The organism is Pseudomonas sp. SED1, assembly GCF_034044025.1.
Lineage (GTDB): Bacteria > Pseudomonadota > Gammaproteobacteria > Pseudomonadales > Pseudomonadaceae > Aquipseudomonas.
In genome coordinates this window covers 38,208-62,254 of record NZ_JAXCIS010000093.1, presented here as the reverse complement: position 1 = coordinate 62,254, position 24,047 = coordinate 38,208, and the positions used below count along the sequence as shown (strand labels likewise).

Sequence of the window (24,047 nt, the reverse complement as noted above, 5' to 3'; positions counted from 1 at the left end):
CAGTTTTATGGGCTGGAGCCTTGATTTGCGTAGGCTTCGGCTTATTTCGAATGGCTATTAAAAAGTTCCCGAGTAACAAAATCTTTATGTTCCAGCAACCCGACTGAAATATCCCCTCGCCAAGATCGCCCCCCAACACCAGCGGCTCTAAACCGCGTGTTTTACCAATGCAAAAGACCATCAATTAGGGGAATTCTTCGATGATCCGTAAGCACTTCGCCGGTTTCGCGGCCAGCGCCTTGGCCCTGGCTGTCACCGCCCAGGCTTTCGCCGGTACTGTCACAACTGACGGCGCCGATATCGTTGTCAAAACCAAGGGCGGCCTTGAGGTTGCAACCACCGACCAGAATTTCAGCTTCAAGCTGGGGGGTCGCTTGCAGGCCGATTACGGCACGTTTGATGGCTATTACACCAAGAACGGTGACTCGGCTGACGCGGCCTATTTTCGCCGCGCGTACATCGAGTTTGGCGGCACCGTCTACAAGGACTGGAAATATCAGGTCAACTACGATCTGTCCCATAACTCCGGCAACGCAGACGATGGCTACTTCGATGAAGCGTCCATGTCTTACACCGGCTTCAAGCCTGTCGTGATTCGCGCCGGTCGCTTCGACGAAGACTTCGGCCTGGAAAAAGCCACCAGCTCCAAGTGGGTCACCGGTGTTGACCGCAACGCAGCGTATGAAGTCGCGGACTGGATCCACTCCCACGCCAACGGCATGGGCATCCAGGCCAGTTCGGTGGTCGGCGACATGGCTTACCTGTCGGCCAGCGTTTCTTCCAAGGACATCAACGACAAGAACGGCAAAGGCGTGAAGCAATTCAACGCCCGTGCGGTGTTCGCGCCGATGCATGACGCCGGCAACGTGCTGCACCTGGGCCTGGATTACGCGGTACGTGACCTGAAGGACACGGCCTTCGACTCGCGTATTCGTCCACGTCTCGGCGTTCGCGGGGTGTCCACCAACGGCGGCAACGATGCGGGCGCCAACGGCAACCGTGCGACCTTCGGCGGCGGTGTGGGTCTGGATTCCGGCAGCCTGACGGCGAATGATGCCTACGACACTGACACCGTGTTCGGCGGCGAATTTGCATTCGCCCGTGGCCCGTTGTCCCTGCAGGGCGAATACCTGAACCGCAAGATGAAGGCCGACAGCAGTGCCTATCAGGACGTGAAAGCCAGCGGCTTCTACGGCCAGGTGGCCTACACCCTGACCGGCGAGTCCCGCGTCTACAAACTCGACGGTGCCAAGTTCGACACCATCAAGCCCGAGAACAAGCAGTACGGCGCGTGGGAAGTGTTCTACCGTTACGACAACATCACCGTTGATGACAAAAACGTAGTGCGCAACACCGCCACCCGTGAAGTGGGCGATGCCAAGGCCAACCTGAACATCATCGGGGTGAACTGGTACGCCAACGAGGCGGTGAAAGTCTCCGCCAACTACATCAAGGCCAAGACCGACAACGTGGTCAACGCCGCCGGCGACGACAGCGGCGACGCCATCGTGGCCCGCGTGCAGTACGTGTTCTAAGCACCTGTAATACCGCTTTAAAGCGCTCTTTCTTCATCCGTCAAAGCGCTCCTCATTTGGTTTGCCCCGCCGTTTGGCGGGGCTTTTTTTTGCGTCGGGTCTGGTCGGCGCGAGCTTGCTCGTGAAGAACCAGAGGCCGCCGCGTTCTGTCAGAATGGTCGCGTTATCGTTAACGACCATCGCGAGCAAGCTCGCTCCTACACAAAGCCGTGACCGTCGGGGAATGGGATGCCGTTACAACGTTTGAATAACCTGTCCGAGATTGCGCCCGATGAATGGAATGCGTTGGTCCCCGCTGATCAGCCGTTTCTGCGCCATGCGTTCCTCAGTGCCCTGGAAGACAGCGCCAGCATCGGCCCGCACTCTGGCTGGCAGCCGGAGCATTTGCTGCACTATGAAGGTGGCCGGCTGATCGCCGCGTTGCCCAGCTACCGCAAATGGCATTCCTATGGCGAATACGTGTTCGACCATGGTTGGGCTGACGCCTGCGAGCGTGCCGGCATTGATTACTACCCGAAGCTGCTGACGGCCGTGCCCTTCAGCCCGGTCAGCGGTCCGCGTCTGTTGGCTGCCAGCGCCGAGGACGGTTTCGAGCTGCTTAAAAGCCTGCCCGGTTACCTGGAGATCGAAGGCCTTTCCAGCGCCCATATCAACTTTACCGACGCCCTGGCGGATACCGCGCTGGCTCAACAGCCAGGCTGGTTGCAACGCCTGGGCTGCCAGTTTCATTGGCAGAATCGCGGTTACCGCGACTTCCAGGACTTCCTCGACGCCTTGAGTTCGCGCAAGCGTAAACAGATGCGCAAAGAGCGTGAACAGGTGGCGGGGCAGGGCATTGAGTTCGAGTGGTTGCAAGGCCATGAGTTGAGCGAGGCGCAGTGGGATTTTGTCTATGCCTGTTACGCCAATACTTACGCCATCCGCCGACAATCGCCGTACCTGACCCGGAATTTTTTCAGCCTGCTGGCCGAGCGCATGCCGGAAGCGATTCGTGTGGTGCTGGCCAAACAAGGCTCACGGCCGGTGGCCATGGCCTTCAGCCTGATCGGCGGCGACAGCTTTTACGGGCGTTACTGGGGCTGCCTGGCGGAGTTCGACCGGCTGCATTTCGAGACCTGTTTCTATCAGGGCATGGACTACGCGATTGCCCATGGCCTGCAGCGTTTTGACGCCGGTGCCCAAGGCGAGCACAAGTTGATTCGTGGGTTTGAGCCAGTGATCACGCATTCCTGGCATTACCTGCGACATTCGGGATTGAAGACGGCGGTGGCGGATTTCCTGGCGCGCGAAAGCGTGGGGATTCTGGCGTATGCCGAGGAGGCGAGGGCAGCCCTGCCTTACCGGCAGGGCTAAATACCGTATAGGTGGGGCGAAGCAATCACCGATGGCGCATGGATCAGAACGAAGACGAATTAACTGCGCGCCTATCTTCTGATGACTGACGATGTTTTGGACGCAAAATCGATCAAGTGTGGGAGCTGTCGAGCCTTGGCGAGGCTGCGATGCAGGCGCTGCGGTCTGGCAGGTACAGCGCGGTGATCCCATCGCAGCCTCGCCGGGGCTCGACAGCTCCCACCTTGAGCTGCTTTGTTTGGACGCCGGCACTCTTTAACTGAACAGTATTAAGGGCAGCCCTGCCTTACCGGCAGGACTGAACCCGTTTGGCTCAGGCGGTTTTTTCCGCGCCCAGCCATCGATAGGTAATGCCGCCGATCACTGCACCCAGGATCGGCGCGAGCCAGAACATCCACAACTGCTGGAGCGCCCAGCCGCCGACAATCAGTGCCGGGCCAGTACTGCGGGCCGGGTTGACCGAGGTGTTGGTGACCGGGATCGAGATCAGGTGGATCAGCGTCAACGCGAGGCCGATGGCAATCGGCGCGAAACCCGCCGGCACACGGCGGTCGGTGGCGCCGAGGATGATCAGCACGAACATCGCCGTCATCACCAGCTCACACACAAACCCTGCCGCCATCGAATAACCGCCCGGTGAGTGCTCGCCGTAGCCATTGCTGGCCAGGCCCGAGGCCAGTTCGAACCCTGGCTTGCCGCTGGCTATGTAATACAGCAACGCGGCAGCGACGATGCCGCCGATGACCTGGGAGATGATGTACGCCGGTAACTCCCTGGCCGGAAACCTTCCGCCCACTACCAGCCCCACTGACACTGCCGGGTTAAGGTGGCAACCGCTGATGTGCCCGATGGCAAATGCCATGGTCAGCACCGTGAGCCCGAACGCCAGGGCCACACCGAGCACCCCGATCCCGACGGGCGACGATGCGGCCAACACCGCACTGCCGCAGCCACCCAACACCAGCCAAAACGTACCCAGTCCTTCCGTAACGGAACGCTTGAACAGTGACATGAACACATCCTTAGTAGATTGCTCTAGCTGATTAACGGGTCTGTGACGCTTCCCTGCTGCCTTAAATCAGGGCCCTCCTGGGGCCTGATTGCAGTACAGCAGGATTGTGTCGCAAGACCAGCGGGATAGAGAAAACTGTCAGAATTGTTCGGAATTGAGGGGGCAGTTAACCAACGGAATCAGTCTATTCCGACGAACCCGCCGGTCTGGTGTTGCCACAATCGCGCATACAAACCGCCGTGTGCGAGCAATTCGGCATGGCTGCCGGTTTCGGCAATCTGGCCTTTTTCCAGCACCACCAGCCTGTCCATTCTGGCAATGGTAGAAAGCCGGTGGGCAATGGCGATTACCGTCTTGCCCTGCATCAGGGTTTCCAGGCTTTCCTGGATTGCCGCTTCGACTTCCGAGTCCAGTGCCGAGGTGGCTTCGTCCATGATCAGGATCGGCGCGTCCTTGAGCAGCACCCGCGCGATGGCGATCCGCTGACGTTGCCCGCCGGAGAGTTTGACCCCGCGTTCACCGACGTGGGCGTCCAGGCCAGTACGGCCCTCGGCATCCGACAGCAACGGGATGAACTCGTCGGCGCGGGCCTTGTGCACCGCGGCCCACAGCTCTTCGTCGGTAGCGTCCGGCTTGCCATACAGCAGGTTGTCGCGGATTGAACGGTGCAGCAGCGAGGTGTCCTGGGTGATCATGCCGATCTGTTCGCGCAGGGTTTCCTGGGCGACTTCGGCGATGTTCTGGCCGTCGATCAGGATGCGTCCGCCTTGCAGGTCGTACAGGCGCAACAGCAGGTTGACCAGGGTGGATTTGCCCGCGCCGGACGGACCGATCAGGCCGATTTTTTCACCCGCTTTAATGTCCAGGTTCAGGCCGCCGATGATTCCGCTCTTCTTGCCGTAGTGGAAGTCCACCTGATCGAACCGCACCTCACCATGGGGCACTTCCAGGCGCGGGGCATTCTCGCGATCGGTGACTGCCAGCGGCTGGGCGATGGTTTTCAGGCCGTCCTGAACCATGCCGATGTTTTCGAAAATGCCGTTGACCACCCACATGATCCAGCCGGACATGTTGACGATACGAATCACCAGGCCGGTGGCCAAAGCGATGGCGCCCACCGAAATCAGGGATTGGGTCCACAGCCATAGGGCGAGGCCGGTGGTGAAGACAATCAGCAGGCCGTTCATGGTGGTGATCACGATGTCCATGCTCGTCACGACGCGGCTGGCCAGCTGGGTTTTCTCGGTCTGCTCGACGATGGCTTCCTTGGCGTAGTTCTGCTCGAAATTCGTATGAGCGAACAGCTTCAAGGTGGTGATGTTGGTGTAGCCGTCGACAATCCGTCCCATCAATTTGGAACGTGCCTCGGAGGAGATCACCGAGCGCTCCTTGACCCGTGGCACGAAGTAACGCAGGGCCAGGCTGTAGGCGATGATCCAGGTAATCAGCGGGATCATCAGGCGCCAGTCGGCTTCGGCGAACAGCACCAGGGCGCTGATGGCGTAGATCGCCACGTGCCAGATCGCGTCCACGGCGGCCACCGCGGAGTCGCGCAGGGAGTTGCCGGTTTGCATGATGCGCTGGGCAATGCGCCCGGCGAAGTCGTTCTGGAAAAAATTCAGGCTCTGCTTGAGCACATAGTTGTGGTTCTGCCAGCGGATCAGGCTGGTCATGCCCGGGCTGATGGTCTGGTGCACCAGCAGGTCATGCAGGGCGCCGAAGATCGGGCGCAGCAGCAGGGCGACCACGGCCATCCAGATCAGCTCATTGGCGTGGATCTGGAAGAAGTTGGCGGGCGGCGTGCCCTGGGCCAGGTCGATGATGCGACTCAGGTAGCTGAACAGCGCCACTTCGATCAGCGCACCGATCAGGCCCACCACCAGCAAGGCGGCAAAGCACGGCCACACCTGGCGCAGGTAATAGATGTAGAACGGCAGGACTTTATCGGGAGGGGCCGCGCTGGGAGCGTCGCGGAAGATGTCGATCAGTTTTTCAAAACGACGATAGAGCATTAGGTATGACGCCCGCGCGGCGGGCTCTCCTGTTCAAAGGCGCGCGGAGCCTCGGGGGCACCGCGCGAAACTCCCTGTAGCCTTCAGTCGATGCGCTTGGCCGACTTGATCAGGACAGGATCGATTGGCACGTTTTGCATGCCCTGTTTGGTGGTGGTTTGCGAGTTGACGATGATGTCGACCACGTCCATGCCCTTGACCACTTTGGCGAATACCGCGTAACCCGCATCACGGCCCGGGTCGAGGAAGGCATTGTCCGCAACGTTGATGAAGAATTGGCTGGTGGCGGAGTTCGGGTCGTTGGTGCGTGCCATCGACAGGGTGCCACGCACGTTATGCAGGCCGTTGCTGGCTTCGTTCCTGATCGGTGCTTCGGTCGGCTTTTGCGACATTTGCGACGTGAACCCACCGCCCTGCACCATGAACCCCGGGATTACCCGGTGAAAAATGGTGTTGGTGTAGAAGCCCTTGTCGACATAGGCCAGGAAGTTCTTGGTACTGATCGGGGCCTTGACCGGGTCCAGTTCGATTTCGATGTCGCCATTGGTGGTGCTGATCAAGACGTGGGGTGCCTTGGCGGGTTCGGCCGCCATCAGGTTGGCAGCGAACAGTACGGAACCGGCAAAGAAGGCGATTTTTTTCAGCATGGGTCAGTGATCCTGGGTTGTGGTTTCGACTGTCTTGAGAAAATCGAGCAGGGTGTTATTGAAGTGTTCGGGTTGATCCAGCGGTGTGGCATGGCGGGAATCTTCGATCACCACCAGCCGCGCATCGGGCAGCAGTTTTACATAGATTTCTTTCTGCGCCACGGGGGTGTAGTCGTGGTCGGCGCTGATGACCAGGGTTGGACAGGAGATTTTCGAAAGTTGTTCCTGTACGCCCCAGCCAACAATCGCATCGAAGCTGGCGAGGTAAGCACGTTTGTCGTTTTTTGCCCAGCGTTCAGCCATCTTGCGGCGCAGTTCGGCTTGTTCGGGCTTGGGAAACAGCATGTTGCCCAGGGCTTTGCCGATGGTGCTCAGGCTGAGGACGCGTGCCAGGCTCCAGCGCTTGGCCCACTGCCAATAATCGCCGGCAGTGCGAACCTTGACCTGGGGCGCACTGTTGACGATGCACAGGCTCTTGAGCATTTGCGGCTCATCCACCGCCAGTTGAAAGGCGATCATGCCGCCCATGGACAGGCCCACCACGTGGGCCGGGGGCAGTTGCAGGTGTTCGATCAAGGCCACCAGGTCGGCGGTGAAGCCCGCGATGCTGTAGCGCTCCCGGGGTTTGTCGGAGCGTCCGTGACCGCGCACGTCTACCAACACCAGCCGGTAGTGCTGCGCCAACACGGGCACTTGCAGCTCCCAATCCAGGCAACTGGAGCCCAGGCCGTGGATCAGGATCAGCGGCGCGCCATGGCCATATTCCTCGTAATGCAGGGTGCAGCCTTATGTTCGAAATAGGCCATGGGAACTCCTTGTTCAGGCTTGCTGCGGTGCGGCGAACGGCGCGTCCAGTGGGGCGGTGTCGAAGGTGCGCAGCAACTCGACGAGAATCTGCGTGGCCGGGCCCAGGGGTTTGTCCTTGTTCGAGTAAAGATAGAAGGTCGGGTTGCGGCTGCCACCCCGTTCCAGGGGCAATAGCTTGAGCAGGCCTTCCTTGAGTTCGCGTTCGATCAGGTGCCGGGGTAACCAGGCGAAGCCCAGGCCGCTGCTGACGAAGGTCGCGGCGGTGGGCAGGCTGCCGACGGTCCAGCGCTGCTCGGCGCCGAGCCAGCCGACGTCCCGTGGCTGCTGGCGGCCGGAGTCGCGGATGACGACCTGCATGTGGCTTTCCAGGTCCTGGAAGCTCAGTTCGCGGTGCAGCCGATGCAGTGGGTGTTCCGGGTGGGCCACGGCGACAAATTCGACGTCGCTCATTTCTGTGCCCAGGTAACCGGGAATGATAAAGCTGCTGATGGCCAGATCGGCCATGCCGTCTATCAACAGCTCTTCGACACCGGATAGCACCTCTTCACGCAGGCGCACCCGGCAGCCGCGGCTCTGCGGCATAAAGGCGGTAAGGGCGCGCACCAGGCGGGCGTTAGGGTAAGCGGCATCGACCACCAGTCGCACCTCGGCTTCCCAGCCTTGTTCCATATGGTGGGCCAGGTCTTCCAGTTGGCTGGCGTTTTTCACCAGTTGCCGGGAGCGGCGCAGCAGTACTTCGCCGGCTTCGGTCAGTACCGCTTTGCGCCCGTCGATGCGCAGCAGCGGCACACCGAGTTGGTCCTGCATGCGGGCCACGGTGTAGCTTACCGAGGATTGCGAGCGGTGCAGCGCTTCGGCCGCTTGGGCGAAGCCGCCATGGTCGACCACGGCTTGCAGGGTGCGCCATTGATCGAGGGTAACGCGGGGCGCTTTCAAGATGAGCTCCTCTTGTCCTAAGCTGACAGTCCTTATTGGAGACTGCCGAATGAGAAAATTCTGTTGTGTGCTGCTGGCGTTGCTGCCGTTGAGTGCGTTTGCATTCAGTACCGATGTGACGAAAGACATTCAGGGCGTGAAGATCGATTACAGCGCGTCGGACGTCGACAGCAATATCAGTTCGATCCAACTCACCAACTACGGCCCCAATGACGCGGAGTGCAAGGTGCGCTTTACCAATGGCCCGGAAGCCCCGCGTACCCGCAAGGTCACGGTTGCGGCGGGTAAGACCACCAACACCACGGTCAATTTCAGCCGGGCCATTATCAAGATGCGTATCCAACTGACCTGCGCACCGAAATAAGGCAAAAGCGGAGGATGCCCACAGCAATACTCCGCTTATAAACAAATTTCTAGATGGGTTATAGCAATTTTTTACGCTTTTTAATCGAACGGGCTCTGATTAACCTTCACTCCATCGCCTTACAGCATTCACCGATGGAGCTTACATAATCATGGCCCGTGTTCTGATCATCGAAAGCAGCGCCCGTCAGCAGGACTCAATCTCCCGCCAACTGACCCAGCAATTCGTCAGCCAATGGAAGGTCGCCCACCCGGCTGATCAGATCACCGTGCGTGACCTCGCCATCAACCCCGTGCCGCACTTGGACGCCAACCTGCTGGGCGGCTGGATGAAACCCGCCGAACAGCGCAGCACGCTCGAACAGGCTTCCCTGGATCGCTCCAACGAACTGACCGATGAGCTGCTGGCCGCCGATGTGTTGGTGATGGCTGCGCCGATGTACAACTTCGCGATTCCCAGCACTCTGAAAGCCTGGCTCGACCATGTGCTGCGTGCCGGTGTGACCTTCAAGTACACCGCCACCGGCCCCCAGGGCCTGCTGACCGACAAGCGCGCCTTTGTGCTGACTGCCCGCGGCGGCATTCATGCTGGCGGCAGCACCGACCACCAGGAACCGTACCTGCGTCAGGTCATGGGCTTTATCGGCATCCACGACGTCACGTTCATTCATGCCGAAGGGGTGAATCTGGGCGGTGATTTCCAGGAAAAAGGCGTGAGCCAGGCCAAGGCACTGCTCGCCCAAGTGGCGTGAGATGTTAATCGTCAGATAATCGCCCGCTGTTTAGATAGCTCCACGCAACCCTTCAAGTACGCGTATCGAACCTCCCTTTGCACTTTTTGCTCCTGAGTGCTCCCGCCCGACTGACGCTTTTAGCGAGGTCGGGTTTTTTTTGCCTTGAGTTTCGTAAAGCCCGGAAAACCGCTAATGTCGCGCCCATTCAAAATGAGGCGAGCATGGGCTATCTACTTGTTGTGACGCTGATCCAGGCGTTTTCCTTCAGCTTGATCGGCGAATACCTGGCCGGTCACGTCGACAGCTACTTCGCGGTGCTGGTGCGCGTGTTGTTGGCCGGGCTGGTGTTTATCCCGCTGACCCGCTGGCGCTCGGTAGAACCGGCGTTCATGCGCGGCATGCTGGTGATCGGCGCGCTGCAGTTTGGCGTGACTTACGTGTGTCTGTATTTGAGCTTCAGAGTACTGACGGTGCCGGAGGTGTTGCTGTTCACCATCCTCACGCCGTTGCACGTGACCCTGATCGAAGACGCCTTGAACCGCCGCTTCAATCCGTGGGCGCTGGTGGCCGCATTGGTAGCGGTGACGGGAGCGGCGGTGATCCGCTTTGACCAGATCACCCCGAACTTCTTCGTGGGCTTCCTGTTGCTGCAACTGGCCAACTTTACCTATGCCGCCGGGCAGGTGCTCTATAAGCACTTGGTGGCCCGCCATCCGAGTGATCTGCCGCACTACCGGCGGTTTGGTTACTTCTACCTGGGTGCATTGGCGGTGGCGTTGCCGGCGTTCCTGATGTTCGGCAAGGCCAACTTCTTGCCGGAAGCGCCGTTGCAATGGGGCGTTTTGGTGTTCCTCGGGCTGGTCAGCACGGCACTGGGCATGTACTGGTGGAACAAGGGCGCGTGCATGGTCAACGGCGGCACGTTGGCGGTGATGAACAACCTGCATGTGCCAGTGGGGCTGCTGCTGAATTTGCTGATCTGGAATCAGCACGAGCCGTTGGGCAGGTTGCTGCTGGGCGGGTTGGTGATTCTGGGAGCGGTGTGGATCAGCCGGCTGGGCATAAAGTCGTCCGGCAGTTTGGCTCGTTAACTCGAGGTGTTTTTGTAGGCCTTGATCACTTGCTGAGTAGGTGATTTCCCAAATGTGATTTCAGCCTTTCCAGGCTTGTGTCCCGGGCGTACTCGCCTGCTTATATTCCGACGCCATATTCATTACATCAGGGATGTAAGTTGTGGCGCAGGGATACATCAATGAGCGCACCACGGACTACCTCAGTTTGAAATCCCGGTTGCTGACCGGGTCCAATCGGCAACGCTCCGATCAATTCGATGCGCTGAATCTGCATTTGCGCCAGGACCTGCTGGTAACGCCGGGACAGATGGTGATCATTCCAGACGACTACGGTGTGGCGTGTACCGCCGACGATGCGTGGTTGATGCGCCATGCCCAAGAGATTCGCCGCAATCTGGAACTGGACGCATCGGCGGGGGCGGCGGTGATCAATAACTATGACTTGTTGCAAAGTTTGCTGGGGTACAGCTCGATTGGCATCGGCAGTGCGGCGTCTGCCTGGGGGCGGCATTTGGATGAGGTCAAGCACACGCTGGAAGCGATTGAACGGTTGCATCAGCAACTGAAGAGTGGTGCTTTGAACAAGGATGTGTTTATCCAGCAGCGGCAAATGTTATTCCGTCGTTTGGATGCTCAACTGCAAGGCGCGGCGCGGTTGGGTACCAGCCTGCAAACGAATAAGTCGCTGAAGAAAGTGTTGGGGATTTCCACCAAGAGCTATTTGCACAAGAGTGAAATCGTCGGGTATACGCAGCGGATTCGCAGTATTGCTGAAACGTCGAAATTTTTGGGCAAGGGGACTTATGTGGGGATGGCCTTGGATGTGGGCGTGACGGGTTTGGAGATCAAGGAGGCGTGTATGCAGGGGCGGGAAGCGCAGTGCAGTAGGGCAAGGTATGTGCAGGGTGGGAAGTTGGTGGGTGGGGTAGCGGGGGCTGCGTGGGGTGGGAAGGCGGGTGCAGAGGTTGGACGTTACGCTTGTAAGTTGATTTTGGGGATCGTTACTCGAGGGAAGGGCGAGCTTGCTTGTGGAATTGTGGGAGGAGCAACTGGCGGTTATGTCGGTGGAAATGAGTTGGGGGCCTTCGGAGAAGAGGTCGGTGACCTGCTGTATGAATCGGTAGGGCCGTAACAATGTCTCTGAAGTTATTCATCTTGATCCTGGTACTCATTACCCCATTTGTTGGCCTGGTTCTGACTTGGTTTGTCGAGTACAAAAAACTGGATGAGCTGGAAAGCTACTTCAGCGAAAACGAATGTGTTCAGCGTAACAAGCGATTCTGGGGGAGGAATCAACCCATTGATAAAACGATGCGGTTGAGCGTGATTATCGGTTTTTTTACGTTGCCAAAAGTCCATGTGAGGCGTGGAGATGTGACTGAGCAAGAGTTGGATTCGGTGCCACGGGGTCTCCGGTGCTGGGTTACTTGGCCTTTTTACTTTGGGGCCATTTGGCTCCTGGCTTGCTGCATAGGGTTTGTTTGGCAGAAGTGGTGAGGCCTCCGTGGCGAGGGAGCGGCCCTCTCGCCACGGCATGCCGACCTAGTCAACCATGACGTATTTCAACCTCCGGCAAATGACTGGCCCCCAGCACCGCCGGCAACATCCCCGCCCGCAAGTCACCGCCACTCGGCTGCTGGTACAGGCTCAAGCCAAATTCCGGCAGCACCGCCAGCAGGTAATCGAAGATATCGCCCTGAATCCGCTCGTAGTCGGCCCATGCGGTGGTGCGGGTGAAGCAGTAAATCTCCAGCGGAATGCCCTGGGCGGTGGTCTGCATCTGCCGCACCATGCAGGTCATGTTCGGCTGGATTTCCGGGTGGCTTTTCAAATAAGCCAAGGCATACGCGCGGAACGTGCCGATATTGGTCATGCGCCGACGGTTGGCCGACATCGCGGCGACATTCCCCTGGGCTTCGTTCCAGGCTTTGAGTTCGGCCTTTTTGCGGCTCATGTAGTCGGTCAGCAGGCGTACCTGGGTGAGCTTCAGCTCTTCGTCGTCGCGGATGAAACGCACGCCGCTGGCGTCGATATACAGGCTGCGCTTGATCCGCCGGCCCCCTGAGGCTTGCATGCCGCGCCAGTTCTTGAACGACTCGGACATCAAGCGCCAAGTGGGAATCGAGACGATGGTCTTGTCGAAGTTCTGCACTTTGACGGTGTGCAGGGTGATGTCCACCACGTCACCGTCGGCACCGACCTGGGGCATTTCGATCCAGTCGCCGACCCGCAGCATGTCGTTGCTGGTCAATTGCACGCTGGCGACGAACGACAGCAGGGTGTCCTTGTAGACCAACAGAATCACCGCCGACATTGCACCCAGACCGGAAAGCAGCAGCAGCGGCGAGCGGTCGATCAGCGTGGCGACGATGATGATTGCGCCAAACACGAACAACACCATTTTCGCCAACTGCACGTAGCCCTTGATCGAGCGGGTGCGGGCGTGTTCGGTACGGGCGTAGATGTCCAGCAGGGCGTTGAGCAGGGCGCTGATCGCCAGCACCATGAACAGGATGGTGAACGCCAGGGCGACATTGCCGATGAACAGGGTGGCGGTCTTGCTGAGGTCCGGCACCAGGTACAGGCCGAACTGGATCACCAGTGACGGCGTCATCTGCGCCAGGCGGTGGAAGACTTTGTTGTGCCGCAGGTCGTTGAGCCAGTGCAGCGCGGGTTGCCGGCCCAGCAACTTGACGGCGTGCAGGATGAGGTAGCGAGCCACTCGTCCGAGCAGCAATGCCACCACCAGCAACACCATCAGCGCCAGGCTGGAATGCAACAACGGGTGCTCGTCGAGGGTGCCCCAAAGGTCTTTGACGTTGAGCCAGAGCTGTTTGATATCCATGGGTAAACGCGATTCTTCTGTAGGACGTGACGGGGCGATTAGAGCATTTAAGTCAGTCAAAGTTGTCGTTGTGGACAAATTCCCTGACAAAAAAGCGGCTGATTAACGCAGTTCGCGTAAAGAAACTCGGCCTGAGCGCCCGAAACCGTTACCCTATGCAGCTGTTTTTTTGTATTTCTTCGAGGTAGCACCCGTGTTTTCCCAATTCGCCCTGCACGAACGCCTGCTCAAAGCCGTGGCCGAGCTTAAATTTGTCGAGCCAACGCCTGTGCAAGCAGCGGCCATCCCGCTCGCGCTCGAAGGGCGTGACCTGCGGGTGACGGCTCAAACCGGGAGTGGCAAGACCGCCGCTTTCGTCCTGCCGATTCTTAACCGTCTGATCGGCCCGGCTAAAGTCCGCGTCAGCATCAAGACCCTGATCCTGCTGCCAACCCGCGAACTGGCCCAGCAGACCTTGAAGGAAGTGGAGCGCTTCTCGCAGTTCACCTTCATCAAGTCCGGCCTGATCACCGGCGGCGAAGACTTCAAGGTCCAGGCCGCCATGCTGCGCAAGGTGCCGGACATCCTGATCGGCACTCCGGGCCGGATGATCGAACAACTGAACGCCGGCAACCTGGACCTCAAGGAAGTTGAAGTCCTGGTGCTCGACGAAGCCGACCGCATGCTCGACATGGGCTTTGCCGACGACGTGCAGCGCCTGGTGCAAGAGTGCGTGAACCGCCAGCAGACCATGCTGTTCTCGGCCACCACCGGTGGTTCGACCCTGCGCGACATGGTCGCCAAGATCCTGAACAACCCTGAGCACTTGCAGGTCAACAACGTCAGCGACCTGAACTCGACCACCCGTCAGCAGATCATCACCGCTGACCACAACGTGCACAAAGAGCAGATCCTCAACTGGTTGCTGGCCAACGAGACCTATCAAAAGGCTATCGTGTTCACCAACACCCGGGCCATGGCGGACCGCATCTACGGTCGCCTGGTGGCTCAGGAGTACAAGGCGTTCGTCCTGCACGGTGAGAAAGACCAGAAGGACCGCAAGCTGGCCATCGACCGCCTCAAGCAAGGCGGCGTGAAGATCCTGGTCGCCACCGACGTTGCCGCCCGCGGCCTGGATGTTGACGGCCTGGACATGGTGATCAACTTCGACATGCCCCGCAGCGGCGACGAATACGTACACCGTATTGGTCGTACCGGGCGTGCCGGCAACGATGGCCTGGCGATCTCGCTGATCTGCCATGGTGACTGGAACCTGATGTCGAGCATCGAGCGCTACTTGAAGCAGTCGTTCGAGCGCCGCACCATCAAGGAAGTCAAAGGCACTTACGGCGGGCCGAAGAAGGTCAAGGCATCGGGCAAGGCTGTTGGCGTGAAGAAGAAAAAAGTCGACGCCAAGGGCGAGAAGAAGAAGGCCGGTGCCAAGTCGCCGACCAAGCGCAAGATTGCCAACCGCCCGAAGACCGACAACCTGTCGTTGGTCAGCAAGGACGGCATGGCGCCTCTGAAGCGCCGCAAGCCGGAAGCACCGGCTGCCGAGTAAGGCTTTAGCCACAAAAAAACCGGACGATGTCCGGTTTTTTTTCGCCTCAGTTTTTGGCTTTTGCAGCGGCCTCGTCCATTTCCTTGAGGCGCTGGTCGATCAGTTGGCACTTGTCGGGCAGGTCTGCGCTGGCGGTTTCCAGCTTCATGTTCTGCAGCTCTTCGTTGATTTCCTTGGCCTTCTCTGGATTCTGTTGGGTGAGCTTGGTCACCTCCTTGGCCAGTTGCTCACGTTTGGCGGTGGCTTCTTCCAGCGTGCAGGCCCACGCGGGTAGCGCTGCGAGCAGGGTGGCGGCGACGGCCATATTCAGCAGGGTTTTCATTGTTCGGACCTCCATGGCGATGATGTTCGGTTGAGGGCCGCAAGCGCTGAAAAGTTCAGCAAAATTGCGCCTGTCCGCTAGGCTGAACGGACGATGGGTCCGGCATGTCACACCTTTGAAGGGCCTATTTCGTGTGCCTTCAGGAGGAATCAGGATGACGACTTACGATTGGGATTTGATCGAACGATTGCTGCATGAGGTACAGAACGGTGGCGCCAGCTTCGCCCCGCGCAAATATGCCGAAGAGGAAGCGACTAAAAGGGCTGCCGCCGGAGAGCGCATCGGTAATCTCGATGAGTTTAAAAAGCTTGCAGCAGATTACGAGGCGTTATTGTTCAAGCACGGCTTTATTGAGTCGAGGTCAGAGGAAGAGTGCGGCAATGGTGAGAATTTCAAATTAACCCCGCGCGGCTCACAGTTGCTGAGCCTGATCGACAGCAGCATCCCCGGCGATAATCACCCGCGGCAGGTGCTGGACGAGCAGGCGGATGCGCTGGATCCGGCGACGTTTGATGAAGTGGCGTCGAAAGCACAGATTGCCTGATGACTACGGGGTGCCAGCCTTCAGGCATTTAAGGGCTTTGAAGTCGCTGCGCACCTTGTCGATCTTCTGTGTCAGCTTCTGGCGTTTCTGCATGGTGCTTTCAGCCATCAGGTCGACGACCAGGCTGCGGGCGGCAATTTCGGTCTGGGCGTAGGCCTGGCGATATTCCGGCGTCCACAGGCTTTCGCGGTCCACCAGCAGTTGCTCGATCTTCTGGGGGAAGTCGCTGCTGTGGCGGTCTTTGACCGCTGCGATAAAGAGCGTTTGCCAGTGGGCGCGGTTGCCAATCCATTGTTGGTTCTGGTCACCCAAGGCGATCGACCAGGCAGTGACGCGATTCTGCTGGCTGGCGCTTAGCGGCCCGAGCCAGGCATCGAGGCGCTTGTTCATGCGCTCTGCGCGTTCGTTGATCTGCTGCTCGAGGGGTGGTTTCAGGTACTCGTCCTGACGCTTGCGAAGGTCCTTGGCGAATGCTTGCTCCATATCCCGTACTTGCTGGTCGTCCAGCCCCTGCAATAATTCGACGGCGGATGGCGTGATTGCGCGGGCGCTTTCGGCAATGGCTTGCTTGGCCTCGGCGGTGCGGGTTTGCAGGGCGGCGTCGGTGACTTGGTTGTTGTCGACCATCTGTTGCAAGCGGTCGAGCCAGTTCAGGTAACCCGGTAATTGGGTGGTGCAATGCCAGGCCAGGTGTTCCTTGAGGGTGTCGTTGAACCAGCTCTTTTGCCCGGCATTCATGTTCAGGTAGTCGCTCAGGGTCCAGGGGATGATCACATCCAGATTCCGATAGGCCAGGCCTACCCGATTGCAGCCGGCGAGCACCAGGCTGAGGGTCAGCAACATCACCAGAAGTTTTAAGCGACGCAGCATGGGCGAGTCCTTGCGCAGACGAGGTTATTGCATCTGAACCCGTCAGTGCAGCGACAGTTCAGCTCATCAATAAAACGCTCGCTCTGCTTTTAAGGTCAATAGCCCGTCGCATTGCGAGTTGTGTCCGGAGTAGGCCGAGCAATCGCCGCCACTGAGGCTGGAATCGCTGTAGATCAGGTTCAGGTCGACACCCATCCACGGCCGGGAGAATTGCACCGACCAGTCACTGAAACTGCGGATGGAGCTGCCATCGGCAACCGACACCGGGGTGCCCAACTGGTGGGTGGTGTACTTCATGCTGACGCCGATGCCGAAAGGCTTGGTGCCGCCGAGGTCGGCAAACAAGGTGCTGTCCTGGCGGTCCGGGTCGTTGCTGAAGGAGGCGCCGAAGCGGTTGCCCAGTAAGGTCAGGCCGCCGTAGAACTCCTGGCTGTCGAGTGGGCTCAGCTTGGGATAGCTGTAGTGAATCATCCCCAGTTCATAACCCAGGGTCTGGTCGAAGGGGCGCTTGAAGCCCAGGTAGGAGTCGACTTCCAGGTTGCTGGTAGGGGAAATCCCCATGCTCGGTGAGAATTGGCCGAGGTACAGGCCACTGCCGTGGCTCAGGTCGAGGCCGCCGTGGAACGAGTCGCTCCCGGGTGCGGTGGGTTTTACCAGGCCTTGGGCCATGCTGCGGCTGGGCGTGGTGCCCAATTTAAGGTCGAAGTCACCCAATTCACGCTGGAAAACCTGCGCTTCGGCGAGGGGGCTGGCCAACAAGGCACCGGCCAGGAAAATGCAGGATTTGAGCATGCTTCACTCCATGAAAAGCGAGGAGCAGTAACGGGAAATATCAGGCAAATGCCCGATCTAGACGTGTGCAAGCATACCGGCGATGGTTCGCAGATGAAGCCCGTTCGTCGATTGGTGTTAAAGGGGGTGGATCAGAGGGTGTTACGGGCTCTAGTCCTAGCGCCTTGAAAGGCAAAGCGCTTAGGGACCAGGTGTGATGCGCGGTATTACTTTTTACCCAGGGTGATCTGCTTGGACGGGCCGAAAGTCTGGCCGCTTACGCCTTTGGCAATTTGCTGGATTTCGCCGCCCTGCTTGAGGAATGCAGCAATTTGGCTGTTGATCGATTCGCTGGTTTCAACGGCGGGAGCTGGCTTTGCTTTGCTGTTGGATGCTTTTACGCGCATGGCGGCCACTAACCTGTAGAAAATTAACTTGGCCATGCATCGTACATGAAATGCTTGACAATTGCTTGGCAAATATCCCCCTGAAATATACAGAGGGTTTATGAATCGCCCGAAATTAGTGATTGAAATAGTCACCTAACTCGCTGTTTTAACTACAAACCTGCGGGAAAAACATGCCGTGGGCACCGGCAGAATTCAGGTGGCTGATCTGACGAGCGGGGCGCTGCCCGGCAAACCCGTGATTTTTAAGGCCTGTGCGCCGCTACACGGGACCGCCGCCGTCAACTCGGGTAGAATGCCGCCCACGCAATGAGGGTATTGGAAATGGCTTTAGTCGGGCGCTACAACAGCTTGCAAGTGGTTAAACACACTAACTTTGGTTTGTACCTGGATGGTGATCAAGAGGGCGAAATCCTTTTGCCCAACCGTTATATCCCCAAAGATATTCCCAGTGAAGATGAAGACTGGCTCAACGTTTTTATTTATCTGGACAGCGATGACAAACTTATCGCGACCACCGAAAAACCAAAAGTACAGGTGGGTGAATTTGCCAGTCTGAAAGTGGTTGAAGTCAACAGCATCGGTGTATTCCTCGATTGGGGCCTGCCCAAGGATTTGCTGCTGCCTTACTCCGAAGAAAAGCGCCAGCTGACCGCCGGTGAATATTGCGTGGTGCACGTCTACCTCGACAAACACACCAAGCGCATCACCGCCACCGCGCGCCTTGACCGTTACCTGGACAAGACCCCGGCCACCTACAAGGTTGGCCAGGAAGTTGACTTGCTGGTGGCCGAAGCTACCGACATGGGCTTCAAGGCCATTATCAACAACAAGCACTGGGGCCTGATCCACAAGAACGAAGTGTTCAAGTTCCTGCGCCCGGGCAAGGAAGAGAAAGGCTTCATCAAGGAAATCCGCGCCGACGGCAATATCAGCCTCAGCCTGCAGCCGGTGGGTGAAGAAGCGGCCTCCAGCCTGAACTCTAAGATCCTCGCCAAGTTGCGTGACAATAACGGCACCCTGCCGGTCAGCGATAAAAGCGATCCGGCACTGATCAGCAGTTTGTTCGGTGTCAGTAAAGGCAACTTCAAGAAGGCCATCGGCGCCCTCTACAAGCAGGGTCACATTGTGATCCACGCGGATCGCATTGAACTAAGCTGATCGCGGTTTGCTCTTTTGTAGGAGCGAGGGGGACGCCTAGTTCTTGCTCGCGAAGAACGTCAAGGCAACGTGTTCATTCAGACTGGGCGCGTTATCGTTGACGACCATCGCGAGCAAGCTCGCTCCTACATGGGTCACGACGATGTCCAGGAAAACGCTCTTCGCCTACCTCGGCACCTTGCTCGCCTTTCTGATCCTTGACGGCCTGTGGCTCGGCGTCCTTATGGGGCCGACCTACAAAGCGCTGCTCGGCCCGCTGATGCTCGATCAGCCGCGGCTGTTCCCGGCTGTGGCGTTCTATCTCCTCTATGTCTTCGGTTGTGTGGTGTTTGTTGTCCTTCCGGCTTTGGCGAGCGGCGGCTGGCAACGTGCAGCGCGGCTTGGCGCACTTCTTGGGTTGGTGGCTTATGGCACTTATGACCTGAGCAATTGGGCGACCTTGCAAGGATGGTCTGCCGGGCTGGCTGTCATGGACATCGCTTGGGGCACCTTTCTGAGTGCGGTTTGCTGCACCGTGGGCTATCAATGTGCACGCAGGGTGCACAATTGATTGTGTACAGGAATCATCTGCACCATCCCTGAGCGAAGCGGCACTGCCTATCTCCGGATAGTCCCGCGTGCACAGAGGGATTGTGCCGAGTTTCATTCCATTGGCACGCATTCTGCTCATCAACTCGTATACAAACCATGCCGCCTCCCGTACGCACTCCCGTCGCGGGTGGCAGGCCGGTATTTACGAGGAGCCCTGCGATGACCGAACAATTGCCCAAAGGCTACAGCCCGCGCCTGTACAACCAGGACCTGGGACCGCTGCCGCAAACGTGGAACTGGTACAACATCTTCGCCTTCTGGATGAGCGACGTGCACAGCGTCGGCGGTTACGTATTCGCCGCCAGCCTGTTTGCCCTGGGGCTGGCGAGTTGGCAAGTATTGATCGCCTTGCTCGCCGGGATCTGCATTGTGCAATTGATCGCCAACCTGGTGGCCAAGCCGAGCCAACAGGCGGCGGTACCGTACCCGGTGATCTGCCGGCTGGCCTTTGGTGTATTCGGTGCGAATATTCCGGCAGTGATTCGCGGCTTAATTGCGGTGGCCTGGTACGGAATCCAGACGTACCTGGCGTCCAGCGCACTGATCATTGTGGTGCTGCGCTTTTTCCCACAGATGGCGGTATACGCAGAGCCGCATTTTGCCGGCCTGTCTTACCTGGGCTGGTTCGGTTTCCTCAGCCTGTGGACGCTCCAGGCGCTGGTGTTCTGGGCCGGCATGGAATCCATCCGTCGTTTCATCGACTGGGCGGGGCCCATTGTCTATGCGGTGATGTTTGCCCTGGCCGGCTGGATCGTCTGGAAGGCGGGCTGGGCGAATATCAGCTTCACCCTGGCGGAAAAGTCGCTGTCAGGCTGGCAGGCGTTTGGCCAAATCATCGTGGCGACGGCATTGGTGGTCTCGTACTTTTCCGGGCCGACCTTGAATTTCGGTGATTTCAGCCGCTACTGCCGCACGATGAAGGATGTGCGTCGCGGAAACTTCTGGGGCTTGCCGGTAAATTTCCTGGCGTTCTCCCTGGTCACCGTGGTCATCGTCTCGGGCACCTTGCCGGTGTTCGGCGAAATGCTCCACGACCCGATTGCCACCGTGTCGCGCATCGACAACGACATGGCCGTGCTGCTGGGGGCGTTCGCCTTCGTCACCGCGACCATCGGCATCAACATCGTGGCGAACTTCGTCTCGCCGGCCTTTGATTTTGCCAACGTGGCACCCAGCAAAATCAGCTGGCGCGCCGGCGGGATGATTGCGGCGGTGGCCTCGATCTTCATCACTCCGTGGAACCTGTTCAACAACCCGTTGACGATCCACTACACCCTCGACATCCTCGCGGCGTTTATCGGGCCGTTGTTCGGGATTCTGCTGGTGGATTTCTATCTGATCAAAAAGCAGAAGATCGATGTGGATGCGCTGTTCGATGACAGCCCGAGTGGGCGCTACTACTTTGATGGAGGCGTGAACTGGACGGCGGTCAAGGCACTGGTGCCCGCGACGCTGGTGGGCGTCGCTATCACCTTTACCCCGGCGCTGCAGGGCATGGCCAACTTCGCCTGGTTTACCGGCTGCTTCCTGGGTGGGCTGTTTTTCCTGGTGTTGGCGCGGCGTGAACAGGTTCGTGCGCCTGCACCGATGGTTGCCGGCTGACCAGTACCGAGCCCGCCACTAATAAACCGGCGCCGGCGACCACCAGCGCCGGTTGCAGGCCACCACTGAGGTGGCTGCTGACCGACGCCAGCAACGGCCCGCTCAATTGGCCGATTGCAAAGCTGGCGGTCAGCAACCCGGTGCTGCGCTGGTAGCCGTGGGGGGCGACCTCACGCAAGCGCGCCATCACCAGTTGCATGCACGCCAGGAATGGCCCCCCGCACAGCAACACTCCCAACGCCAGGCCCCAACCGTTGCCCAGCAGGCAGGCAAACACCCCGGCCGCTTGCAGCCAAAGGGTGGTCATCAGCCAGCGGCGGGTGGTGTCAGGGTCCTTGCGGCGCAGGCTCGCGACCACCACGCCAATCGCGGCGGCCAGGCCAAAGCAGGGCCAAAACAGGTCTGCTTGCCAGGCGCCTTTGAATTGCGCGCTGGCCATCTGTGACAGGAACGTCGCCGGGATGATGTAGCCGAGGCCGTACAACACGTAGATCCAGCACAGGTGTGTGATGCTGCCGTTGCTGGCCATGTCGGTGTGGCTGGCAACGGGCGCGTTGGCAGCGGAAGGCTTGGGCAGGAACGGCAGGATTGCCAGCAGCATGACCAGGGCGACCACGCCATACACCAGCCATAAAGTGGCAGAGTTTTGCCCCAGCAGGTTGGAGCCCAACGCCAGCAACCCGGTCAACAGAATCCCCAGCCCCGGTCCGGCAAACACCAGTGCACCCAAGCGTGGGCGCCCGGCCGCAATGGCCAGCGGTTGGCTCAGGCTGGTGATCATCACCAACGCCCAAGCGCTCGCCACACCGGTACCGAAGCGCAACAGCAGGTGCGGCCAGAACCCGTGGGCCCAGTACGACGCCAGGGTCAGCAGCACACACAACCAAAGCCCACCGTATAAACGTCCGCGTACATGGTGATGGCTGCGGGCAAAGATCGAATCCACCGCCCCGACGAAATAACCCAGGTAGTTGGCCGCCGCGATCAATCCGGCGCCGGTCAGGTCGATCTGGCCTTCACTGAGCAAATGCGGCATTTGCGGGGTAAGCGCGAAGCGGCCAATGCCCATGGCCATCATCAAGGCGATAAAGCTGGCGATTAAGCGGATCAGCGGTGACATGGTCAAGGTTCCTACGGGAAGCGAGTAACCATCAGGCTAAAGCGGATTGACTTTCTTTAAAAATGAATAATAGTGAGTAACTTGTTCAGTTTTGGAGAAAGGTGATGGAGTTTAGTCAATTGCGGATTTTCCAGGCCGTGGCCGAGGAGGGCTCCATCACCCGTGCCGCGGAGCGTTTGCACCGGGTGCCGTCCAACTTGTCGACCCGGCTTAAGCAGATGGAAGAACAGCTCGGCGTCGAACTGTTCGTACGCGAGCGCCAACGTTTGCAGCTTTCTCCCGCAGGCAAAGTGCTGTTGGACTACAGCGCGCGCCTGCTGGCCCTGCACGACGAAGCCCATGGCGCGGTGCAAGGCGGGCAACCGGCCGGCGACTTTGTGCTGGGCAGCATGTACAGCACGGCGGCGATTCACTTGCCCAAGCTGCTGGCGCGTTACCACAAGGCGTATCCGATGGTGAACCTGCAGGTGCAGTCGGCCCCCAGTGGCGAACTGCTGGAAGGTTTGATTACCGGTCGCCTGGATGCCGCCCTCGTAGACGGGCCGCTGGCGCTGGCCACTCTCGATGGCGTGCCGCTGTGCGAAGAGCGTCTGTTGCTGATTTGCGAGGCCGATCATCCGCCCGTGCGTGGGCCGCAGGATGTGGCTGGCCGCTCGGTGTTCACTTTCCGACGCAGCTGTTCCTACCGGGCACGTCTGGAAGCCTGGTTTTCCCACGACCGTGTGGCCATGGGCCGGGCCATCGAAATCGAGTCCTACCAAGGCATGCTGGCCTGTGTGATCGCCGGTTCCGGCGTGGCATTGATGTCTGAATCGATGCTCGACAGCCTGCCGGGCAAGGACAGCGTGTCCATTCATCCGTTGGCAGAGCCTTTTGCCAGCGCTACCACCTGGTTGATGTGGCGCAAGGGCATGCTCGGCGCTAATCTCAATGCATGGATTGACCTGCAGCAAGAGGGCAAAGTCGTACCCGAAGCAGACAGACGAGCGATTGCTTGAACGATCCGTCAGGATTTTGATCAATTCAGTAATAGTTCGTTGTGGTTTCGTTCAAGCAATACGTAGGACTTAAGACTATTATCTGTAGGAAGCGGCTACAGAATTCCAGCCGCTCGGCACTACCCCAAGGGGGCACCATGAAAGAGAAACTGCAAAACTGGCTGCACGACCTCGGCGTCGCACTCGGCTTGATCGAGCCACCGCTGCAACCGGTGCCAATTCGCACCGATGACGAGCAGCGTCGCCCGCGTCGCAGGTAAGTCCTGAAAAGCGCTCTCGCGACTGTAGGTTTTATCGTGTGGGCGCTGACGGGCTGGTCATTTCCAGGGTGTATTCCTGTCACCTGAAGTGTTGCTTGCAGGTGTGATTTTTCTGCCACTCCAACAAAACGTATCTGTCTGACTGCGGAAGTATCCTGGTCGGACATTTCCTGTTGTTCTGTCGTCTCGATTATTTCAGCGCTCTATATTTCTGCCTTTCTTGAAGAAGGAAGTCGTCATATGTCGATGCATGGCTCCAGCGTGGTTCGCAAGTGAAACGCATGCTCTGGTTGGCGGCGCTGCTGACACTCCTGGCCGGTTGCGCACAGCCGCACACGTTTGACTCTAACAACTTGGGAGACATCGCCGTCTCCGGCTTCCAGTCCCAAGAGCCTGGTAGCTGCCGACCCTCCGACGTGCCTCTCGACCAGAACCAGGTAATGAGCTTTTTCCAGCGCGCCATAACCATCGATAGCCGAGCGTTGCATGACGACTACGAATGGGCGCCTTGTTACCTTGAAGGAAGATTGAAATACAGCGGGAA

General features: G+C 58.9%; 23 protein-coding genes and 1 pseudogene. 13 read left to right on the top strand and 11 right to left on the bottom strand.

Annotation, left to right across the window (positions count from 1 at the left end; genetic code table 11):
• Positions 1–200: 200 nt before the first annotated feature.
• Together SNL23_RS12385 and SNL23_RS12380 are read left to right on the top strand one after the other, a co-directional pair.
• Positions 201–1,535, top strand: a complete 1,335-nt coding sequence (locus tag SNL23_RS12385; protein ID WP_076014790.1) for an OprO/OprP family phosphate-selective porin — start codon at positions 201–203, stop codon at positions 1,533–1,535.
• A 228-nt stretch (positions 1,536–1,763) separates the two neighbouring features.
• On the top strand, positions 1,764–2,888 hold the full coding sequence (locus tag SNL23_RS12380) for a GNAT family N-acetyltransferase (RefSeq protein ID WP_318302373.1): 1,125 nt from the start codon (positions 1,764–1,766) through the stop codon (positions 2,886–2,888).
• Positions 2,889–3,201: 313 nt separating this feature from the next.
• On the opposite strand, the gene aqpZ is transcribed toward SNL23_RS12380, so the two are convergent.
• The 5 genes and pseudogenes from aqpZ to SNL23_RS12355 all read right to left on the bottom strand — a co-directional run bounded on the left by aqpZ (position 3,202) and on the right by SNL23_RS12355 (position 8,302).
• Positions 3,202–3,900: an aquaporin Z gene (gene aqpZ, locus SNL23_RS12375; protein WP_318302372.1), complete on the bottom strand. Its 699-nt coding sequence runs from the start codon at positions 3,898–3,900 to the stop codon at positions 3,202–3,204.
• 179 nt (positions 3,901–4,079) lie between these two features.
• Positions 4,080–5,912, bottom strand: coding sequence for an ABC transporter ATP-binding protein (locus SNL23_RS12370; protein WP_318302371.1), 1,833 nt, complete (start codon positions 5,910–5,912; stop codon positions 4,080–4,082).
• Between the two features lie 83 nt (positions 5,913–5,995).
• Entirely contained in the window at positions 5,996–6,559 is a 564-nt protein-coding gene (locus SNL23_RS12365) for a peptidylprolyl isomerase (protein ID WP_167662706.1), read from the bottom strand.
• A 3-nt stretch (positions 6,560–6,562) separates the two neighbouring features.
• Positions 6,563–7,365, bottom strand: a pseudogene (locus SNL23_RS12360) (alpha/beta fold hydrolase).
• A 13-nt stretch (positions 7,366–7,378) separates the two neighbouring features.
• Entirely contained in the window at positions 7,379–8,302 is a 924-nt protein-coding gene (locus tag SNL23_RS12355; protein ID WP_076014784.1) for a LysR family transcriptional regulator, read from the bottom strand.
• Between the two features lie 49 nt (positions 8,303–8,351).
• Between SNL23_RS12355 and SNL23_RS12350 the strand changes: the two genes are divergently transcribed.
• The 4 genes from SNL23_RS12350 to SNL23_RS12335 all read left to right on the top strand — a co-directional run bounded on the left by SNL23_RS12350 (position 8,352) and on the right by SNL23_RS12335 (position 11,604).
• Positions 8,352–8,666 (top strand): hypothetical protein, encoded by a 315-nt coding sequence (locus tag SNL23_RS12350; RefSeq protein ID WP_026078195.1) that lies wholly within the window; start codon positions 8,352–8,354, stop codon positions 8,664–8,666.
• A 151-nt stretch (positions 8,667–8,817) separates the two neighbouring features.
• A complete protein-coding gene (locus SNL23_RS12345; protein WP_076014783.1) occupies positions 8,818–9,417 on the top strand; it encodes an FMN-dependent NADH-azoreductase in 600 nt (199 codons plus the stop codon).
• Between the two features lie 203 nt (positions 9,418–9,620).
• A complete protein-coding gene (locus SNL23_RS12340) occupies positions 9,621–10,490 on the top strand; it encodes a carboxylate/amino acid/amine transporter (protein ID WP_318302370.1) in 870 nt (289 codons plus the stop codon).
• A 142-nt stretch (positions 10,491–10,632) separates the two neighbouring features.
• Positions 10,633–11,604, top strand: coding sequence for a hypothetical protein (locus SNL23_RS12335; RefSeq protein WP_076014781.1), 972 nt, complete (start codon positions 10,633–10,635; stop codon positions 11,602–11,604).
• Positions 11,605–12,018: 414 nt separating this feature from the next.
• Here SNL23_RS12335 and SNL23_RS12330 read toward each other — a convergent pair whose 3' ends face one another.
• Positions 12,019–13,317 (bottom strand): mechanosensitive ion channel family protein, encoded by a 1,299-nt coding sequence (locus SNL23_RS12330; RefSeq protein WP_318302369.1) that lies wholly within the window; start codon positions 13,315–13,317, stop codon positions 12,019–12,021.
• A gap of 193 nt (positions 13,318–13,510) precedes the next feature.
• Between SNL23_RS12330 and SNL23_RS12325 the strand changes: the two genes are divergently transcribed.
• On the top strand, positions 13,511–14,857 hold the full coding sequence (locus SNL23_RS12325; protein ID WP_318302368.1) for a DEAD/DEAH box helicase: 1,347 nt from the start codon (positions 13,511–13,513) through the stop codon (positions 14,855–14,857).
• 46 nt (positions 14,858–14,903) lie between these two features.
• Here SNL23_RS12325 and SNL23_RS12320 read toward each other — a convergent pair whose 3' ends face one another.
• Positions 14,904–15,179 (bottom strand): hypothetical protein, encoded by a 276-nt coding sequence (locus SNL23_RS12320; RefSeq protein WP_063032478.1) that lies wholly within the window; start codon positions 15,177–15,179, stop codon positions 14,904–14,906.
• A 154-nt stretch (positions 15,180–15,333) separates the two neighbouring features.
• On the opposite strand from SNL23_RS12320, the gene SNL23_RS12315 reads away from it, so the two are divergent.
• Positions 15,334–15,723: a transcriptional regulator gene (locus tag SNL23_RS12315; protein WP_167662698.1), complete on the top strand. Its 390-nt coding sequence runs from the start codon at positions 15,334–15,336 to the stop codon at positions 15,721–15,723.
• Between the two features lie 3 nt (positions 15,724–15,726).
• Here SNL23_RS12315 and SNL23_RS12310 read toward each other — a convergent pair whose 3' ends face one another.
• From SNL23_RS12310 to SNL23_RS12300, 3 genes are all read right to left on the bottom strand, one after another.
• Complete coding sequence (locus SNL23_RS12310; RefSeq protein WP_318302367.1) at positions 15,727–16,593, bottom strand: DUF6279 family lipoprotein; 867 nt, start codon at positions 16,591–16,593, stop codon at positions 15,727–15,729.
• 66 nt (positions 16,594–16,659) lie between these two features.
• A complete protein-coding gene (locus tag SNL23_RS12305; protein ID WP_003210721.1) occupies positions 16,660–17,385 on the bottom strand; it encodes a TorF family putative porin in 726 nt (241 codons plus the stop codon).
• Between the two features lie 206 nt (positions 17,386–17,591).
• A complete protein-coding gene (locus SNL23_RS12300) occupies positions 17,592–17,771 on the bottom strand; it encodes a hypothetical protein (protein ID WP_003210722.1) in 180 nt (59 codons plus the stop codon).
• Between the two features lie 324 nt (positions 17,772–18,095).
• Here SNL23_RS12300 and SNL23_RS12295 point away from each other — a divergent pair, with 324 nt between their 5' ends.
• The 3 genes from SNL23_RS12295 to SNL23_RS12285 all read left to right on the top strand — a co-directional run bounded on the left by SNL23_RS12295 (position 18,096) and on the right by SNL23_RS12285 (position 21,125).
• Positions 18,096–18,932: a CvfB family protein gene (locus SNL23_RS12295; RefSeq protein ID WP_076014775.1), complete on the top strand. Its 837-nt coding sequence runs from the start codon at positions 18,096–18,098 to the stop codon at positions 18,930–18,932.
• Between the two features lie 142 nt (positions 18,933–19,074).
• Positions 19,075–19,482, top strand: coding sequence for a DUF2177 family protein (locus SNL23_RS12290; RefSeq protein ID WP_318302392.1), 408 nt, complete (start codon positions 19,075–19,077; stop codon positions 19,480–19,482).
• Positions 19,483–19,682: 200 nt separating this feature from the next.
• Complete coding sequence (locus tag SNL23_RS12285; RefSeq protein ID WP_318302366.1) at positions 19,683–21,125, top strand: NCS1 family nucleobase:cation symporter-1; 1,443 nt, start codon at positions 19,683–19,685, stop codon at positions 21,123–21,125.
• On the opposite strand, the gene SNL23_RS12280 is transcribed toward SNL23_RS12285, so the two are convergent.
• Entirely contained in the window at positions 21,037–22,245 is a 1,209-nt protein-coding gene (locus SNL23_RS12280) for an MFS transporter (protein ID WP_076014773.1), read from the bottom strand. The genes SNL23_RS12285 and SNL23_RS12280 overlap by 89 nt on opposite strands.
• Before the next feature lie 104 nt (positions 22,246–22,349).
• Between SNL23_RS12280 and ptrR the strand changes: the two genes are divergently transcribed.
• Positions 22,350–23,243 carry a putrescine utilization regulator PtrR gene (ptrR, locus tag SNL23_RS12275; protein ID WP_167662693.1) on the top strand — a complete coding sequence of 298 codons (894 nt, stop codon included), beginning with the start codon at positions 22,350–22,352 and terminating at the stop codon, positions 23,241–23,243.
• Positions 23,244–23,380: 137 nt separating this feature from the next.
• Positions 23,381–23,503 (top strand): PA1414 family protein, encoded by a 123-nt coding sequence (locus SNL23_RS12270; protein ID WP_003210728.1) that lies wholly within the window; start codon positions 23,381–23,383, stop codon positions 23,501–23,503.
• Positions 23,504–24,047: the final 544 nt, after the last annotated feature.

Bases quoted from the DNA above. Each gene is read 5' to 3' on its own strand.
- SNL23_RS12330 (WP_318302369.1), bottom strand. From the start codon at position 13,317: ATGGATATCAAACAGCTCTGGCTCAACGTCAAAGACCTTTGGGGCACC.
- SNL23_RS12340 (WP_318302370.1), top strand. From the start codon at position 9,621: ATGGGCTATCTACTTGTTGTGACGCTGATCCAGGCGTTTTCCTTCAGC.
- SNL23_RS12280 (WP_076014773.1), bottom strand. From the start codon at position 22,245: ATGTCACCGCTGATCCGCTTAATCGCCAGCTTTATCGCCTTGATGATG.
- SNL23_RS12295 (WP_076014775.1), top strand. From the start codon at position 18,096: ATGGCTTTAGTCGGGCGCTACAACAGCTTGCAAGTGGTTAAACACACT.
- SNL23_RS12270 (WP_003210728.1), top strand. From the start codon at position 23,381: ATGAAAGAGAAACTGCAAAACTGGCTGCACGACCTCGGCGTCGCACTC.
- aqpZ (WP_318302372.1), bottom strand. From the start codon at position 3,900: ATGTCACTGTTCAAGCGTTCCGTTACGGAAGGACTGGGTACGTTTTGG.
- SNL23_RS12310 (WP_318302367.1), bottom strand. From the start codon at position 16,593: ATGCTGCGTCGCTTAAAACTTCTGGTGATGTTGCTGACCCTCAGCCTG.
- ptrR (WP_167662693.1), top strand. From the start codon at position 22,350: ATGGAGTTTAGTCAATTGCGGATTTTCCAGGCCGTGGCCGAGGAGGGC.
- SNL23_RS12290 (WP_318302392.1), top strand. From the start codon at position 19,075: ATGTCCAGGAAAACGCTCTTCGCCTACCTCGGCACCTTGCTCGCCTTT.
- SNL23_RS12385 (WP_076014790.1), top strand. From the start codon at position 201: ATGATCCGTAAGCACTTCGCCGGTTTCGCGGCCAGCGCCTTGGCCCTG.
- SNL23_RS12345 (WP_076014783.1), top strand. From the start codon at position 8,818: ATGGCCCGTGTTCTGATCATCGAAAGCAGCGCCCGTCAGCAGGACTCA.
- SNL23_RS12380 (WP_318302373.1), top strand. From the start codon at position 1,764: ATGCCGTTACAACGTTTGAATAACCTGTCCGAGATTGCGCCCGATGAA.
- SNL23_RS12285 (WP_318302366.1), top strand. From the start codon at position 19,683: ATGACCGAACAATTGCCCAAAGGCTACAGCCCGCGCCTGTACAACCAG.
- SNL23_RS12315 (WP_167662698.1), top strand. From the start codon at position 15,334: ATGACGACTTACGATTGGGATTTGATCGAACGATTGCTGCATGAGGTA.
- SNL23_RS12305 (WP_003210721.1), bottom strand. From the start codon at position 17,385: ATGCTCAAATCCTGCATTTTCCTGGCCGGTGCCTTGTTGGCCAGCCCC.
- SNL23_RS12320 (WP_063032478.1), bottom strand. From the start codon at position 15,179: ATGAAAACCCTGCTGAATATGGCCGTCGCCGCCACCCTGCTCGCAGCG.
- SNL23_RS12300 (WP_003210722.1), bottom strand. From the start codon at position 17,771: ATGCGCGTAAAAGCATCCAACAGCAAAGCAAAGCCAGCTCCCGCCGTT.
- SNL23_RS12370 (WP_318302371.1), bottom strand. From the start codon at position 5,912: ATGCTCTATCGTCGTTTTGAAAAACTGATCGACATCTTCCGCGACGCT.
- SNL23_RS12365 (WP_167662706.1), bottom strand. From the start codon at position 6,559: ATGCTGAAAAAAATCGCCTTCTTTGCCGGTTCCGTACTGTTCGCTGCC.
- SNL23_RS12350 (WP_026078195.1), top strand. From the start codon at position 8,352: ATGAGAAAATTCTGTTGTGTGCTGCTGGCGTTGCTGCCGTTGAGTGCG.